This is a genomic window from Clostridium sp. C8-1-8, from assembly GCF_009928445.1.
In the GTDB taxonomy this organism is placed as follows: domain Bacteria; phylum Bacillota; class Clostridia; order Clostridiales; family Clostridiaceae; genus Clostridium_AR.
Genome location: NZ_JAABNO010000009.1, coordinates 132,352 through 149,677 on the forward strand (window position 1 = coordinate 132,352; position 17,326 = coordinate 149,677).

Annotated in this window: 14 protein-coding genes; 12 read left to right on the forward strand and 2 right to left on the reverse strand. The window is 32.9% G+C overall.

Annotated elements, in window-relative coordinates:
- The first annotated feature begins 45 nt into the window (after nucleotides 1–45).
- A complete protein-coding gene (locus tag GXK57_RS11545; protein WP_160676054.1) occupies nucleotides 46–996 on the forward strand; it encodes an ROK family protein in 951 nt (316 codons plus the stop codon).
- A 100-nt stretch (nucleotides 997–1,096) separates the two neighbouring features.
- On the opposite strand, the gene GXK57_RS11550 is transcribed toward GXK57_RS11545, so the two are convergent.
- The gene (locus GXK57_RS11550; RefSeq protein ID WP_160676056.1) at nucleotides 1,097–3,109 is read right to left on the reverse strand and encodes a glycosyltransferase family 39 protein; all 2,013 of its coding nucleotides are present in this window, start codon (nucleotides 3,107–3,109) and stop codon (nucleotides 1,097–1,099) included.
- A gap of 469 nt (nucleotides 3,110–3,578) precedes the next feature.
- On the opposite strand from GXK57_RS11550, the gene GXK57_RS11555 reads away from it, so the two are divergent.
- From GXK57_RS11555 to GXK57_RS11585, 7 genes are all read left to right on the forward strand, one after another.
- Nucleotides 3,579–4,442, forward strand: coding sequence for a YitT family protein (locus GXK57_RS11555; protein WP_160676058.1), 864 nt, complete (start codon nucleotides 3,579–3,581; stop codon nucleotides 4,440–4,442).
- Nucleotides 4,443–4,705: 263 nt separating this feature from the next.
- A complete protein-coding gene (locus GXK57_RS11560; protein WP_160676060.1) occupies nucleotides 4,706–5,857 on the forward strand; it encodes a radical SAM protein in 1,152 nt (383 codons plus the stop codon).
- A complete protein-coding gene (locus GXK57_RS11565) occupies nucleotides 5,829–5,987 on the forward strand; it encodes a hypothetical protein (protein WP_160676062.1) in 159 nt (52 codons plus the stop codon). The genes GXK57_RS11560 and GXK57_RS11565 overlap by 29 nt, the downstream gene beginning before the upstream one ends.
- Nucleotides 5,988–6,061: 74 nt before the next feature.
- Nucleotides 6,062–6,919: a hypothetical protein gene (locus tag GXK57_RS11570; protein ID WP_160676064.1), complete on the forward strand. Its 858-nt coding sequence runs from the start codon at nucleotides 6,062–6,064 to the stop codon at nucleotides 6,917–6,919.
- A gap of 3 nt (nucleotides 6,920–6,922) precedes the next feature.
- The gene (locus GXK57_RS11575; RefSeq protein WP_160676067.1) at nucleotides 6,923–7,189 is read left to right on the forward strand and encodes a PqqD family protein; all 267 of its coding nucleotides are present in this window, start codon (nucleotides 6,923–6,925) and stop codon (nucleotides 7,187–7,189) included.
- A gap of 45 nt (nucleotides 7,190–7,234) precedes the next feature.
- Nucleotides 7,235–7,687, forward strand: a complete 453-nt coding sequence (locus GXK57_RS11580; RefSeq protein ID WP_160676069.1) for a S24/S26 family peptidase — start codon at nucleotides 7,235–7,237, stop codon at nucleotides 7,685–7,687.
- A 14-nt stretch (nucleotides 7,688–7,701) separates the two neighbouring features.
- Nucleotides 7,702–9,393: an ABC transporter ATP-binding protein gene (locus GXK57_RS11585; protein WP_160676072.1), complete on the forward strand. Its 1,692-nt coding sequence runs from the start codon at nucleotides 7,702–7,704 to the stop codon at nucleotides 9,391–9,393.
- A 117-nt stretch (nucleotides 9,394–9,510) separates the two neighbouring features.
- Here the strand turns inward: GXK57_RS11585 and greA are convergent, their stop codons facing one another.
- The gene (greA, locus tag GXK57_RS11590; protein WP_160676074.1) at nucleotides 9,511–9,984 is read right to left on the reverse strand and encodes a transcription elongation factor GreA; all 474 of its coding nucleotides are present in this window, start codon (nucleotides 9,982–9,984) and stop codon (nucleotides 9,511–9,513) included.
- A 264-nt stretch (nucleotides 9,985–10,248) separates the two neighbouring features.
- On the opposite strand from greA, the gene GXK57_RS11595 reads away from it, so the two are divergent.
- The 4 genes from GXK57_RS11595 to GXK57_RS11610 all read left to right on the forward strand — a co-directional run bounded on the left by GXK57_RS11595 (nucleotide 10,249) and on the right by GXK57_RS11610 (nucleotide 17,213).
- Nucleotides 10,249–11,970, forward strand: a complete 1,722-nt coding sequence (locus GXK57_RS11595) for a methyl-accepting chemotaxis protein (protein WP_160676077.1) — start codon at nucleotides 10,249–10,251, stop codon at nucleotides 11,968–11,970.
- A gap of 413 nt (nucleotides 11,971–12,383) precedes the next feature.
- Complete coding sequence (locus GXK57_RS11600; RefSeq protein ID WP_160676080.1) at nucleotides 12,384–13,217, forward strand: PRD domain-containing protein; 834 nt, start codon at nucleotides 12,384–12,386, stop codon at nucleotides 13,215–13,217.
- A 397-nt stretch (nucleotides 13,218–13,614) separates the two neighbouring features.
- The gene (locus GXK57_RS11605; RefSeq protein WP_160676083.1) at nucleotides 13,615–15,507 is read left to right on the forward strand and encodes a beta-glucoside-specific PTS transporter subunit IIABC; all 1,893 of its coding nucleotides are present in this window, start codon (nucleotides 13,615–13,617) and stop codon (nucleotides 15,505–15,507) included.
- A gap of 272 nt (nucleotides 15,508–15,779) precedes the next feature.
- Complete coding sequence (locus tag GXK57_RS11610) at nucleotides 15,780–17,213, forward strand: 6-phospho-beta-glucosidase (RefSeq protein ID WP_160676087.1); 1,434 nt, start codon at nucleotides 15,780–15,782, stop codon at nucleotides 17,211–17,213.
- Nucleotides 17,214–17,326 lie beyond the last annotated feature (113 nt).

Genomic DNA, 17,326 nt, shown 5'->3' on the forward strand with positions numbered 1-17,326 from the left:
TAATCATATAATTTTGCAAATATTATTATAAGGAGTATTGATATAGTGGAGAAGAATTATATAGTAGCCATAGATTTAGGTGGGACTAAGATTGCCTGTGCTATCACAGATTTAGAAGGAAATATAATAAAGGAAAATACTGTTCCTACTGATGCTCATGAAGGAGAAGCAAAGGTATTGGAAAGAATAATATCAATAATAGAAAGAACCTTGCAAGATAGTGAAAAAAGTGCTTCTGAGGTTAGGGCAATAGGCATTGGATCTCCAGGGCCGTTAGATGCCAATAAAGGTATTATATTAGATACACCTAATTTACCTTTTAAGCATGTAGAAATTGTTAAATATATTGAAAATAAGTTTAATATAAAAACTTATCTAGAAAATGATGCAAATGCAGCAACTATTGGAGAATACTTATTTGGTTCCGGTAAAGGTACAAAAAATATGGTATATATAACTGTAAGCACAGGAATCGGAGCTGGGGCTATAATCGATGGTAAGATTTATAGAGGGACTACTTGCAATGCTTTAGAACTTGGACATACTTCTATTTTACCAGATGGACCTAAGTGTAACTGTGGCAATTATGGATGTTTAGAAGTACTAGCTTCTGGTACAGCAATAGCAAGAGAAGCTAATAAAGCTTTACAGGAAGTTAAAGAAAGCTCTCTAAGAAATTATGAGAAAGTTACTTCTTATGAAGTCTTTAAGGAAGCTGAAGCAGGGGATAAATTAGCTTGTGAGGTTGTAGATAACGCATTAAAATACCTAGGGGTAGGTGTAGCAAATGCAATAACTGCCTTTGACCCTGAAAAGGTTGTAATTGGTGGTGGAGTTTCTATGGTTGGAGATGTGTTGTTTGATAAAGTTAGGCAAGTAGTAAAAGATAGATGTTTTAAGGTTTTGAGTGAGAACTGTGAAGTTGTTCCAGCGTCTTTGAAGACTAAAGCAGGAATAATAGGAGCTGCAGCCGTTGCTATTATTGAGAGCAAATAGAAATCATAGATGTAGAAAAAAGTCACTGAAGAAAGGTTATCCTCAGTGGCTTTTTAAGTCTGCATGAAATTATAAGTAGCTGTTTGAATCTACAATATAACTATCTTGAAACAAGTTTGCTCAAATCATATAGTTGTGGTTGGTTTTCAGTTGATAGGTTAAAACCTTTGTCATCAGGTATTTTACTTGAAACAGATGAATTATTCCATTGATTATCTGGTACAAGTTTTCCGTTATTTTTTATCCAGTTCATGATGTCATTATTAGTACTTCTCATACGTCCATTATTGGATACAATAGCATATTTTAAATTACCTGAAGATACAATATCCTTAAATTGATCAAGAGAAATTATCTTGTCACCTCCACTGTAACCGCCTATAGTCATTATTGGTTCTCCTGTCTTTAATATCAAATCTGAAGCATAAGTATTTGCAGAAGGCACTGCCACTAGGTATTGTTCCTTTCCTTTGTTAGCTTCTAAGAACTGAACTAACTTTTTTATATTATTAAAGTCTGTACTTCTACTACGGTTTTTAGATACTATTTCAAGTCCAGCATATGGGCTTGAGCCATTTAGTGGATAAAATAGTGTAGTAAATGACCATATTAATGGAGCGGTAAGAGTACCTACAAAAGCGATGATTATGACTAATTTATTTAATGGTGCATATTCATTTGAAGTAGAGGCAACTTTTCCAGCAGCTAAAACAGCAAGTACTATTGAGCATCCTATGCATAGTATACCTGTTTCTAGACCAGTGAATTTATAGCCATCTGATTTGGATAAGTTGGGGTATAAGATGATTACTTCAATAATTCCATTTACCATAAAGGCTAAAGGAAGAAACCATCTTTTCCAACTATTTTCTTTGAACAGCTTCAGCATAGCTTCAAGACCTATGCCTGTTAATGCAGCAATTGGAGGAGCCATAGTAGTCAAATAGTATGTGTGAGTAACATTTCTAGAAAAACTAAAATACATAAACTCTGTAAGGAGCCAAACAAACCAGAATATAAGAGATAGTTTTCTAGGAGTATCAAATGGGTATCGTAGTTTTTCTCTTACTGATGCAGCTATAAATCCTATTATTGCAAAGGGAAGTAGCCAAGATATCTGATCCGATAAGTTATCGTAATGAAACAGCCTTGTTATACCAGTTTTTGAATTATTATTCATTGGATTTATGTTTGGTGTGGTTTCAGCTTTTTCATTATTTGCGTATAGCGTTAAGTTCTTTTCTGATTTTTTATTATTCCTAGACATAATTTTTTTGTCTTTAGGAGCTTCCTGCCTCTGTGGCGCCTTATTAAGTAAACTGTTAAGTCCTACTCTTTCTAATCCGTTATGGCCTACGATAAGCTGAGTAACGGTATTATTAGTACTGCTTCCTACGAAGGGTCTATCTTTAGAAGGTATCAAATCAACTATTACGGCCCAGGATAATGATACAAATAATAAAATCATTGAACCTAAAAAAAGATGTTTTAGCTTTTTCTTATAAGTAAGTTTAGACGAAAGAAAATATGTTATATAAATAGCTGGAGCTATTAAATAAGCTTCGACCATTTTTATATTGAAGCCTATTCCTAGAATTACTAGGCATAAGATAAGATATTTAAATTTCCCTTCTTCAGCTGCCTTAAAAAGAGGATAGCAGCATAGAACCAATGCTAACACAAGTAAGTTGTCTATGGTATTGTTTCTACTAGCAGCTACGAAAACCGGCGTAACAGAAAGACATAATCCTGAAATAAGAGCTGGCAAAGCACCGAAATTTTTCTTAACTAAGCGGTATACAATAAAAACTGACAGAACACCAGCTATTGCTTGTGGAAGAATAACGCTAAAACCACTAAAGCCAAATATTTTAGCAGATAAAGCCTGCAGCCAAAAACCCACAGGTGGTTTATCAATACTTACAAAGCCAGATGGGTCAAAAGATACAAAGAAGAAGTTTTTAAAGCTTTGCAGCATACTTTTAACGCCAGCGGAGTAATAAGTATTAGCATATCCTTCGATGCTTAAATTGGCAAAGCTTAGTATTGCTGAAAGGACTAATAGTACTGTTAAGCAGATAGTTTCCCAATTCAGTTTGAATTTTTTATTCAAGATAAAAACCTCCTTATGTTTGTAAATGTAAAATTATTGATTCTAAAGATTTTAGTTTTGTTCTTTTCAATATTTCTTTGAATTATTTTCAATTAAATATAATTTTAAAATCAATTATTAATCATTAGATACTTCAACGAGCTTATGTAAAGAATTATTCTTTATAATTTTAATACAACAGAATTAACATATATTATATTGAAACTATATAAATATTAAAACTGGAAAGTGGCAATTATGTGTTTAATTTGTAAAAAATATGTGAATGCAATGTTAAAGTAAGGGAATTATAGGCATGTACTTTAGAGATTAGTGCTGTCACGGTGCCTTGACTAAATGGATAGCTAAAAGCGTTCAGGCTGGTACAATAACATTTTAGAGATTTTAATAATATTAAAGTGTAGTATAATTTAGAGAGTAGTTTTTATTCAAAATAATAAGGTTATAAGATTTAAGGAGAAAATGTTATATGCTCAAGAAATATTATGGACTTTTAAAAAATATAGCATTGATTTTGCTAGGAAATACTATATATGCTTTGGCAGTTACTATGTTTATACTTCCCAACAGTTTAATTACAGGTGGAACTACTGGATTAGCTTTGCTTTTTTATCATCAGCTAGGAGTTCCTATTACAATATTTGTATCTATTTTTAATATAAGTATGTTTATATTAGGAGCGTTGGTATTGGGGAAAAAGTTTGCACTTACCACTCTTATAAGTACCTTTTATTATCCCTTTATTTTAGGAGTGTTTCAAAAGATTCCTTATCTACAGGGAATGACTTCAGATCATTTACTTTCAACTATATATGCAGGTATAATGATAGGTTTTAGTATTGGAATAGTAATAAAAGCTGGAGCTTCTACAGGAGGTATGGACATCCCGCCGCTGGTTTTAAATAAGAAGTTTGGCTTTCCTGTTTCTGTAGTTATGTATGGTTTAGACTTTACTATATTATTGTCACAAATGCTATTTGCTAATAAAGAGCAAGTACTTTATGGTATACTTCTGGTTCTTATTTACACTGTAGTATTAGACAAAATACTTTTGCTTGGTCAGTCTAGGACTCAGGTGAAGGTTGTTAGTGATAAATATGAGGAGATTAATCAAATGATTATTAAACATTTGGACAGAGGATCCACTCTAATTCATGCTGAAACAGGGTATTGCCATAATAATAACTTAGTTGTACTAACTGTTATATCTAATAGAGAACTTCCAAAGCTTAACGAAATGGTATTATCAATTGACCCCAAAGCCTTTATGATAATAAATAGGGTTAATGAAGTAAAGGGAAGAGGCTTTACTATGGATAAAATTTACAAATAGAACTGCTACAAACAGCTTACTCAGTAAAATGAGGTAGGCTGTTTTTATTTTTGATCTGTTAAAGTTAGGGGGTCAGTTATCAAATGCTTTAATGAGCTTGCGCAAAGATTTACATTTTTTGGGTTAGTGCGCAAAAGTAGTTTGTTTTTAGAATACCAGGAATAAGAAATATGTATATTTTATTTACATAATATGGAATTAGATGTATAATGATGGTAAAATTGTGAAGTTATTTATATTCTACTATGGATGGAGGGGATTTGATGACAGAATTAACATGGGGAAAATTAGGCAGAAAGTTGTATGATTCTGCTAAGTTAAGCCGTGTACCAATTTCAGGTCAGTTTGAATTGACTGCAAGATGTAATCTCCATTGTAAGATGTGCTACGTATGTAAATACGCTAGTGATAAGGAAGCTATGAGTAAAGAGCGGACAGCAGAAGAGTGGCTTGCTATTGCTAGAGAGGCTAAAGAAGCAGGTATGCTGTACCTTCTGATTACTGGTGGAGAAGTGTTTTTGCGTAAAGATTTTATGTATATATATTCTGAACTTGTAAAGATGGGTTTTCATATAGAGATATATACAAATGCAACAATGATAACACCTGATATTGCAAAAGCTTTAGGCCGGATACCTCCTTCCAAGATAGGAATAACTATTTACGGAGCATCCTATGAAACCTATGAAAGGGTATGTGGAAACGGTAATGCTTTTAATTTAGCTATTAGGGGAATCGATCTTTTACTGGCAGAAGGGATAACAGTTTGGCTAAAGACCACAATAGTGAAAGGAAATGTAAAGGACTTTTATAATATAGCGAAAATAGCAGAAGAACGTGGGATAGAACTAGGGATGATTAGTTATATTTCTCCACGTAGAGAAGGATGTGGTACATTTCCAGAAGCAGAGAGACTATCTCCATTTGAATTAGTTAAGTTTAGAGAAGATGCAGGTAGATATTTTGAAAGCAAGAGTGGACAAGCCTATAACATAGATTATGAAGATGGTATAGAGGAGAAGGAAATACAAGAGGCTGATGAAGAGATAAAAGAGAAAGAGGCAGCATCAAATAAAGATGCATTTAACTGTATTGCAGGAAAATGTGCTTTCTGGATAACTTGGGATGGTAGAATGACTCCTTGTGCTCTTATGGATGAGCCATATAGCCATCCTTTTGAAGAAGGATTTAAAAATGCGTGGGTTGATGTACAAAAAGGCTGTGCCTTAATACCTAGTTGTTATGAATGTAAGCAATGTGAACATAAGGATATATGCATGCCTTGTCCAGCAAGACTTAAGATTGAAACGGGATTTTATGATAAAGCGGCTCCTTATCTTTGTGAGGTTATGAGAGAAAGTTATGCTGGAAAGGAGGTGATTACAAGTGAAGAAGTATGTGAAACCAACCTTTGAAGCAGTTGAGTTGAGATTAGAAGAAAGAATAGCTAGATGCTACAACCAACCTAAGCCAAAAAAATCTCATGGAGGTCCAAATTGTGGAGACCATCCTGGAAGAAGAGAACATTGTCCTTCTGGAAGCTAGGTTAAAATAAACTATAAGTCTGTCTTTAGTAAGGAAAGACTTATAGTTTTCTTAAGAAACAAGGAGAAGTTATCATGCAGAAAATAAGTATAGCTGACTTAAAGATTGAAATTACTAGCAACAAAACTTTAGACTTAGAGAAGTTTAAACCCTTTGAATGTTTAGATAATAAAGAGCAAGAAATTATTCTTAAGGTTTCAGCTTCAGAATATATTCCTAAGCCAAGAGGAAAAGTGGTTTTAGACGAAAAGATAGTTTGGGCAAAAAGTGAAGGCGGAGAACAAGATACATCTGTATATATATGTAGGAATGAGCCTGACGATATTGCTTACTTATTAAGTACAAATAACCAGTGGAATGAAGCTGATATATTTTACAAGCAGCCACAATTTGATGGTGAATCTGCTGCCACAGGGCCATTAGCTGAGATTTTATTTCGCAACAGACTTTTATTTAACCAGGGGTTAGTAGTTCATGCATCAGCAGTAGAATATAAAGGGAAAGGTATTCTTTTTTCAGCTCCTTCAGAGACTGGGAAAACTACTCAAGCTAAACTTTGGTGTGAAAAGATGGGAGCGAAGCTAATAAATAACGATAGGCCTGCTATTAGGATTATAGATAATAAACCATACATATATGGTACACCATGGAGTGGTGAACCATCGGAGTGTAATAATAATAGTGCATCACTTTCTGGAATTATTATGCTTGAGCAAGCCTCTAACAATTCTATAATTCCGCTCAATACGGAAGAGGCTGTATCAAGGCTTATGCCAAGGTGCTTTTTGCCTTACTACGACAGAGAGCTTATGAATATTGCCATAAACAATTTAGAAAGTTTGTTGAGGCTTGTACCGGTATATCTACTTAAATGTAAGCCAGACTTAGAAGCTGTTGATTTAGTATATAAGACTATATGGAAGGATAGATAATAAATGAAGATTAAAGAGGGATTCATGTTAAGAGAAATTGTTGATACTTGGGTAGTGGTACCACTGGGAGAGAGAGTGGTTGAATTTAATGGCATAATGACTTTAAGTGAAAGCGGAGCACTACTTTGGAAGGAAATAGAGAAAGGAAAGGATATAGAATCTTTAGTAGCTGCAATAACTTCTGAATATGAAATAGATGAAGCAACTGCCTTAAAAGACACCTTAGAATTTATATCAAAGGTAAAAAGGCATGGCTTACTAGTTCAGTAGGTAGAAGTTGCTGATCCCAAGTTAAAGATATGGAGTGTAGTACCTATGCAAAAGCTTAAAACTATAAAGTCAGAAGTTTTACTTCCAGTTATAAAGGGTATATTGAATGAGGGAAGAAGCGCTAGGATTACAGTAACTGGTATGAGCATGTATCCTTTCCTACGGGAGAATATTGATAGTGTTGAGCTGTCAAATATTAATCCTAAAACCATAAAAAAAGGTGATATAGTCATGGTGCTTAGAGACACAAATGAGTATGTTATGCATAGAGTTATAAAGGTTGAAGAAGGTAGTTTCTATATGATAGGGGATGCTCAGGAAGATATAGAAGGACCGCTTAGGTTCAATCAGATTTTTGCAAAAGTCAATGCCATATGGAGGCAGAATAAAAGGATAGAGGTAGAAAATTTACTTTTGAAATTTATGGCTAGAATATGGCTTGTTTTACGACCTTTCAGAATTAATATCATTAAAGTTTATAGAGCTTTGCGCAGATAAGTGAGGAAGATACGTTGAAAGAAATTCTAATAAAGGTAAATTGGCTAAAAGAACACTCAAAAGGATTTGTTTTAGTGCTAACATTGCCATTGATACTTGAGGTTATATTGTCGATTTCCAGTGTAGCCATGGCAATTATATCTAAGAATTTAATTGATGCTGCGGAGAATAGGGATAAAGCCTTGCTTATTACCTATGTTGGACTTTTTATTGGTAGCATAATTATTCAATTAGTATTAGATGGAATCTTGTTATACATTAAAACTCATAATACGGAGTTTATTTCCAATAAGTTGAGAGAAAATCTTCTTACAAGAGTTAATGAAAAACAATGGGGTGAATTATCAAGATATCATAGTGGAGATATATCAACAAGGATGACAAGTGATATAGGAAACATTACAAGTATTTTGGTGAATACAGTTCCAGATATAGTATCTTTAGCGGCATCTCTTATTGCTTCCTTTTTTGCATTGTTATTGCTAAAACCTTCTCTTGCAATGATAGCCTTTATATTAGGTCCTATTTCGCTAATTCTTAGTAGACTATATGCTAGAAAACTAAAGCAGTTTAATGTAAAGATACAAAATTCTGAAAGTAGTTGCAGATCTTTTTTGCAGGAAGCTGTACAAAATATAACTATAATTAAAACTTTTTGTCTTGAAGAATTTATTGATGGGAAGTTGGAAAAGCTCCAGGATAAGAAATATAGATTTGTAATGGGACGAGGTAGAATGACTATAGTATCAAATTCTGCTCTTTCTATAAGTTATTGGGTAGGATATGCTATAGCCTTTGGATGGGGAGCTGTTGGGATATTCAATGGATCAGAGACCTTTGGAGCTCTTACTGCATTTATACAACTTATAAATAGGGTACAAGGGCCATTTACAGGACTAGCTTATTCTCTACCTCAACTAATATCTGCTAGTACATCAATTGAAAGAATAATGGAGCTTGAGAATCTAGAAAAGGAAATAAAACTAAATGAGTTCACTGATTTTACCAGTGCGGGTATTAGACTTGAAAATGTAAGCTTTTTTTACGAAGAAAACAAACATATAATAAATAATGTTTCATTTAAGGTAGAAGAGGGAGAGACTGTTGCTCTTATAGGACCTTCTGGTAAAGGAAAAACTACTCTTATACGGCTAGTTATGGGACTTTTGAAACCTAATAGTGGAAATATTTATATAAGTAATAAGGACAAAAAATTTCAAATATGCGCATCAACCCGTAAGTTGATTTCATATGTCCCTCAAGGAAATACATTATTTTCAGGAACGATTATAGATAATATTAGGATGGGATGTGAAACAGCCTCTAAGGAGAAGATTATTGAAGCTTTGAGATCAGCTTGCGCTTGGGACTTTATTAGAGAACTTAAGAATGACATGTACACCATAATCGGTGAAAGAGGAATAGGTCTTTCTGAAGGACAAGCGCAAAGAATAGCTATTGCCAGGGCTATTATTCATAGGACTCCCATATTATTATTAGATGAGGCTACTTCAGCCCTAGATTCTCAGACAGAAATGCAGGTGCTTAATAATATTCAGAGCCTTGATTATAAACCAACCTGTATAATAATTACCCATAGAAATACAGCACTTAAGATATGCCATAGAGTAATAAGATTGGAGGCGGATGGTATTGTTGAGATAGGTAACATTAACTACCAAGCTTCTAATGAGGAGACTGGTTAAAGTTGATATACTACAAAGTATACTAACTTTAACCAGTCAAATTTTTGCTGTATAGTTATTACTAATTAAGTAGAACTTTGATGAGAAAAACTAGTTGTTCATTTAAAACTATTTAATCTAGTCATTAGGCAAGACTTCTAAAACTTCAACAGTGTAGTTGTCACCAGGAGCATTTACTTCAACAACAGCTCCAGCCTTTTTACCAGATAGAGCTTTTCCTAAGTCTGATTCAATACTTATCATCATATTGTCTGGATCTAAATCCATTGTTGTAACCAAGGTTATAACTGTCTCAAAGTCATCCTCTACAAATCTTACCTTTGCTTTACTGTTAATACCTAATACTGATTTATCTAACGCTTCATCGTCTATTACTGTTGCTGTTGAAAGCATGGTCATTAAGTATTGGATTCTATTATCATTCTCTCTATAGTTAGCGCAGGCTTCTTTATATTCCGCATTTTCTGATCTATCTCCATGAGCAGCTGCTTCCAACTTTTCTCGTGCTATCTCAGCTCTTTTTACAGTCATTCTATATTCTAATTCATCTCTTAATTTTTTTATGTTTTCTGCAGTAAGTGTATTGTGCATAAAAAAATAACCTCCTAAGAAAAAACTTATATAAGTATTATATAACAGATATATTTTTTACGCATCTGCCTTTTCTAAACCAGTATGAGTAAATTAATTACAGTTAATTGATTGAAAAATAAATAATAATTTTTTTCTGTTAATAATGATTTGCAAAATATTAACTAAAGTTAGAAATGCAATTTACGAAAATTAACTACAAGTAATATATTTAAGAATTTAATTAGTGAAAGATATTTATGATTAACAAAGGAGGATTATGTATTGAAATGGCTTAATAACTTAAAGGTAGGTAAAAAACTATTATTGCTTATAGTGGTTTCTTTAGTGGCATTATTGACGGTGGCTTCAACTGGGTATTATTATTTACTAGATTCTAAAAGGGCTCTAGATATTATGTATAATGAAAGATTGATGTCTAGTGAGTGGTTGAATGAGGCTAGGATTGATGCTGGTTATGTTTCAACAGATATTTTTAAGCTTATGATAAACACCGATGAAAGTGTTAACAAAACGCTACTTGAGGATATAACTACTAATGCAACTAGATTTAATGAGTACATAAAGAAATATCAAGGTATAAGACTAGATTCCTTTGAAACTAGTAAGATGAAAGAAGTAGAGGAAAATTTAGCGAAATACAGAGAAGGTAGAAAAGTTGTATTAGATTTAGCTGCTCAAAATAAGAACGAGGAAGCTTATGAATACTATGAAAAAAATGTCGATACCTATGCAAAAGCTTTCTTAAGCGAGCTAGTGGAGCTTGGAAATCATAGTTCTGAGTTTGCAAAACAAATTAATAGTGACAATGCAGCAAATTTTAAAACTGCGCAGATGATTTTCATTAGCATGATTATTATATCAACAGCATTAATATTAGTCTTAGGATGGCTTATATCAAAGCGTATCACTAAGAGACTGTATGACTTCGTAAACTTTATGGGAATATTAGCAAAAGGAGACTTTTCAACTGCTGTAAGTGATGTAAGTCTTCAGGATAAGAGCGAATTTGGTCTTGTATCAAATTCTGTAGAACAAATGAGGATTAGTATTAATGATTTAATTAAAGAATTAAATGGAACCATAGAACATTTGGTTTCTTCCTCAGAAGAATTAACTGCAAGTGCTGAACAATCAGCAGAGGCATCAAATTCAGTTGCCAATGCAGTAACAACAATGGCTGGTGGATCAGAGGACCAGCTATCCTTTGCAAATAATACCACTAAAGTAGTAGAAAACATAGCAGAAAAAGTAGGAGAAGTGTCTAAAAACAGTAAATTGGTTTTAAATCTCACTGATAATGCTAAAAACTCAGCAAATTCTGGTGAAATAGCTGTTGAAAAGGCTGTTAACCAAATGGATATTATTGAGAAGAAGACTAAGCAAGCCTCAGAAATTATAAGTGAATTAGAGGAAAAATCAATAGAAATAGGCAAGATTATAGATACTATTAACAGTATATCTGAACAGACTAATTTATTGGCATTAAATGCTGCAATAGAATCAGCAAGAGCAGGGGAAGCTGGAAGAGGCTTTAGTGTAGTAGCTGACGAAATCAGAAAGCTAGCTGAGCAGTCTCAGAGCTCTACTAAAGAGATTTCAGATATAATCAGTAGTGTTCAAAGCAAAACTAATAGTGCGGTTTCTGTTATGAATGAGAATTCTGAAGAAGTAAATACTGGAGCTAAGGTTGTTACTATTGCTGGTGAGAGCTTTAGGGAAATACTTAAGATGATAAGGGACATATCAGAGCAAATAAACAATATATCAAAAGCTATTAGTGACATAGATGGTGGAACAAAGGCATCAGTAGATTCGGTTAATAATATTCAAAATATAAGTGTGAAGATTGCTGATGAAGCTCAAACAATATCTGCAGCAACAGAAGAACAATTAGCTTCAGTTGAAGAAATTGCTTCATCTAGTAAGGTTCTAGCTCAGATGTCTGAAGATTTGAAAGTTATTATGAACAAATTTAAAGTTTAGTTTAAATTAAAAGAACATAAATAGATCACATCAATCTATTTATGTTCTTTTTTTGCGTGTACAAAATTAGAAAAAAGTTTTATAGCTAAAACGAGTAATTACAAGTGTTAAAAAAGAAATCTTATTCGACTGTCAGATTTTCTATGTATATATTTTCAAAGTCAGATGGGTGAAAATCTCTAAAGAAGGCAGCTTTAGAATTTTTATTAAAATGTTTTCATAAAGGTATTGACTATTATAAATGAAGTGGATATAATAAAAACATGAATTAAACGCTTACATACATTGTGAGGATTGTTACTGATACGATCAGGCGAGACCTTAATTAATGAGAAGAGAATAATATCTCTTTTGATTAATTGAGGTTTTTTCATATTTATATATAAATAAAGCAAGGTGGTGAGGGGATAAGAATGATAATAAAAAAGATATTTAACAATAACGCTATTTTAGCTAGAGATTTGGACAATAATGAAGTTGTTGTTATGGGAAGTGGAATTGGATTCAAGAAAAGTGTTGGAGAAACAATAGAAGAGAAACTAGTTGAAAAAACCTTTATATTAAAACAAAAGGATGCTTCTGAAAAGTTCAAATTATTATTAGAGCATATTCCTTCAGAGCATATAACACTTTGTGGTGACATAATAGATTATGCTAAAAATACGCTTGAGGTTGAGTTGAATGATTACATATATGTTACTTTGACAGATCACATAAGCAATGTACTTAAATTATTTGATGAAGGCTTCACTAATCCTAATCCACTAATTTGGGAGATTAAAAAGTTCTATCCTAAGGAATATAAGGTGGCACTAAAGGCTTTAGATTCGATTGAAGAAGCAACAGGAAAAAGGTTGCCTGAGGATGAAGCTGCTAATATAACTCTTCATTTAATAAATGCACAGTTTAAAAGTGCTTCAAATAAGGTAGAAGATGTTGCTAAGCAAACTAAAATGGTTCAGGATATATTAAATATAGTTAAATACACTTTTAATATAGCGTTAGATGAAAAGTCCATAAGCTATGAGAGGTTCGTTACTCACTTAAGATTCTTCTTTCAGCGTTTAAACAAGAAACAAGAATTAGAAGATCCCAAAGAAGATGACTTTTTGTTAAAACAGGTGAAGGTAAAATATAAAGAAGCCTATGAATGTATGTTAAAGGTTGAGAAATACTTAGAAGTAGCTCTATCTGATGAAGAACAGTTATACTTAACTATCCATATTCAGAGGGTAACTCAAAGATAATTTTATATGGAACAACTTTGGATTGTTACTGGTAATGCAGGCGAGACCAAATAGATAGTATGAAAGATTATACTATTTATATGGTTTCGCCTTTTTCACTGTATATGAAATTATAAAACTTTTTTAAAACTAAACCTAGTAATATCAAGGAATTAGAAAAGCTATTTATGGTAAACAGTAAAAAAGTAAAATTATGTCGCCTGCCAGATTTTCCTCATATGCATTCGGAAAGGCAGATGCGCAAAAAAAGCTCAACGAAGAAGGTCGCTTCAGCGCCTTTTTTATATAAAAATATGTATGTAAAAGAAATAGTTTAAAGGTAGAGCCTGGCGCTTTATTATGATTTTTTTCTAACAGAGTTATTTAAGATAATCAAAATTAAAAGGAGAGGTAAGATATGAAGTACGAAAGTTTAGCAAAAGACATTATTAAAAATGTTGGTGGTAAAGAAAATGTAAATAGTTTAACTCATTGCGTAACCCGTTTACGTTTTAAGTTAAAAGATGAGAAGAAAGCAAATACAGAAGTTCTAAAAAATATGGATGGAGTTGTAACTGTTGTTCAAAGTGGTGGTCAGTATCAAATAGTTATTGGTAACCATGTACCAGAGGTATATGCAGATGTAGTGTCTGTTGGCGGATTTAGTACAGCTTCTGAAGACAGCAGTTCTGAAGAGAAACTTAGTCCTTTCAATAAGTTTATAGATATAATATCTGGAGTATTTGCTCCAACGCTTGGAGTACTTGCAGCTACTGGTATGATAAAAGGCTTTAATTCACTATTTGTTGCATTAGGACTATATGGAGATAAGTCAGGAACCTATGCTATATTGAATGCCATAGGCGATAGTTTATTCTACTTCTTCCCTATATTCTTAGGATATACAGCATCAAAGAAGTTTAAGGGAAATAACTTTATAGGAATGGCAATAGGTGCTGCACTTGTTTATCCTAAGATATTAGCATTAACCACAGCTCAGCCATTATATACTCTATTTAATGGAACAATGATTCAGTCTAATGTTAATATAACTTTCTTAGGTATTCCAGTAATACTTATGGATTATTCGTCAAGTGTTATTCCTATAGTTTTGGCAGCTTATGTAGGAGCTAAGATAGAAAGTGGATTTAAAAAGATAATACCAGATGTTGTAAAGACTTTCTTGGTTCCGTTCTGTACACTTTTAGTTACAGTACCACTAACTTTTATCGTTATAGGACCAGTTGCAACTTGGGCTGGTAAGTTAATTGGAACAGCTACACTAGCAATAATCAGTTTAAGCCCTGTTTTAGCTGGTTTATTCATAGGTGGTTTCTGGCAAGTATTTGTTATGTTTGGTCTACATTGGGGACTAATCCCAATAGCAATAAACAATATGGTAACTATGCATTATGATACAGTTTTATCAGCAGCTATAGGAGCTTCCTTCGCTCAAACAGGTGTGGTGCTAGCAATATTATTAAAGACAAAGAATAAAAAGTTAAAATCACTTTCAATACCAGCATTTATTTCAGGTATATTTGGTGTTACAGAACCAGCAATCTACGGAATAACATTACCACGTAAAAAGCCATTTATCTTAAGTTGTATAGCAGCAGCAGTAGGTGGAGCAATAGCTGAGTTTATGGGAACAAAAGGGTTCATTATGGGAGGCTTAGGAGTATTTGCACTTCCTAGTTATATTAATCCTCAAGGAATGGATAAAGGTTTTTATGGTGCTTTAATAGCAGTAATCGTTAGCTTTGTTCTTGGATTTCTATTAATGATGGTAGCTGGTTTTAAGGATGAAGAAAACAAAACTGAAGAAGTAAAGAAAGAAAGCAATGACCTTATAAGACAAGAAGTAGTAGTAAGCCCATTAAAGGGAGAAGTAAAGCCTTTATCTGAAGTAAAGGATGAAGCTTTTTCAAAAGGAGCATTAGGTAAAGGAATAGCTATTGAACCTAAGGAAGGTAAAGTGGTATCACCAGTTGAAGGAACAGTAACAATGCTATTTCCAACAAAGCATGCAATAGGTATCACAAGCAAGAATGGTGCAGAGATTTTAATTCATGTAGGAATGGATACCGTTCAATTAGAAGGGAAATACTTCAGCTCAAAGGTACAGCAAGGAGACAGTATAAAGATAGGTCAGGAATTACTGGAGTTTGATGTAGAATCAATAAAGAAAGAAGGTTTTTCTTTAATAACACCAGTTATAATAACTAATTCTGATAGATATTTAGATATTATTGAGACTGATAAAAAGTCTATTAATTATAAAGAAGAACTGTTGACTGTTATGATCTAATAATTATGAAATTCTAATTTTAGTAAAATAAATTAGAAACATAAAATTTAATTTTCTAATTTAGAAAAAATATTGTTTGTTAAGGTTATTAAAAATATAATTGGCATAAGAAGAGTGTCTGTATAATTTTTGAAGTATCATGGATTAATATATAGGCGCATCACTTAGTAATGAAATTTATACTTTCAAATTAAGCTCTTAGAATATAGAAAAGCATTGGAAATATATTTCGGTTGAAGTGGTACATCTTTAAATAGTAGGAGGTAAATATTATGGGTTTAAATAAACTACCAGAAGGTTTTTTATGGGGAGGAGCTACTGCTGCTAACCAATGCGAAGGTGGATACTTAGAAGGAAATAAAGGTTTGTCTACAGTAGACGTAATTCCATCAGGAAAGGATCGTTTTCCTGTTATGCTTGGAAAGATGAAGATGTTTGAATGTGACGACAATCACTTCTACCCAAGCCATGAAGCTATTGATTTTTATCATCATTATAAGGAAGATATAGCGCTATTTGCTGAAATGGGCTTTAAGTGTTTTAGAATGTCTCTAGCTTGGTCTAGAATATTCCCTAATGGAGACGAATCTGAACCTAATGAAGAAGGCTTAAAGTTTTATGACCAGGTTTTTGATGAGTGCTTGAAGTATGGAATAGAGCCACTTGTAACAATAACTCACTTTGATGTTCCTATGAATCTAGTTAAAACTATTGGTTCCTGGAGAAGTCGTAAAATGGTTGATTACTACGAAAGATTGTGTGAGGTAATCTTCAATAGATATAAAAATAAGGTTAAATACTGGCTTACTTTTAATGAAATAAATATGCTTTTACATCTGCCATTTATAGGAGCTGGATTAACTTTTGAACCAGGTGAAAATGAAGAGGCTGTTAAGTATCAAGCTGCTCATCACCAATTAGTGGCTAGTGCAAAAGCTACAAAGATAGCTCACGATATTAATCCTGACTTTAAGATAGGTTGTATGCTAGCAGCAGGAAATACTTATGCAAATACTTGTTCTCCAGAAGATGTATGGAAGTCAATGGAGAAGGATAGAGAAAACTATTTCTTCATAGATGTTCAGTCAAGAGGAGAATATCCAAACTATGCTAAGAAGATGTTCGAAAGAAATAACATCGCCTTAAAGATGGAAGAAGGAGATGAAGAGATACTAAAGAATAACACAGTAGACTTTATTTCCTTTAGTTATTACTCCTCAAGACTTACTAGTGCTGACCCTAAGGTAAGTGCAGAAACAGAAGGGAATGTATTTGCTACCTTAAAGAATCCTTATCTAAAAGCAAGTGAATGGGGATGGCAAATAGATCCGTTAGGACTTAGAATCACTATGAACTCTATATATGATAGATATCAAAAACCGCTGTTTATAGTTGAAAATGGATTAGGAGCAGTAGATAATCCAGATGAAAATGGTTATGTAGAAGATGACTACCGTATAGAATACCTAAGGGAACATGTTAAAGCTATGAAGGCTGCTGTAAATGAAGATGGAGTAGAGCTTATGGGATATACACCTTGGGGCTGTATAGATTTAGTAAGTGCATCTACTGGAGAAATGAAGAAGAGATATGGTTTTATATACGTTGATAAGGACAATGAAGGTAATGGTACTTTAAAACGTTCTAAGAAGAAGAGTTTTAATTGGTATAAGCAAGTAATTGAAAGTAATGGATCACAATTATAAAATAAAAAACAGGATTGAGTGCATTAAGTTGCGCTTGATCCTGTTTTTCTATACAGGAAAACCATACTCTAAATTATTAAGATTATTTAAAATATCATAACATCAAAGGATTT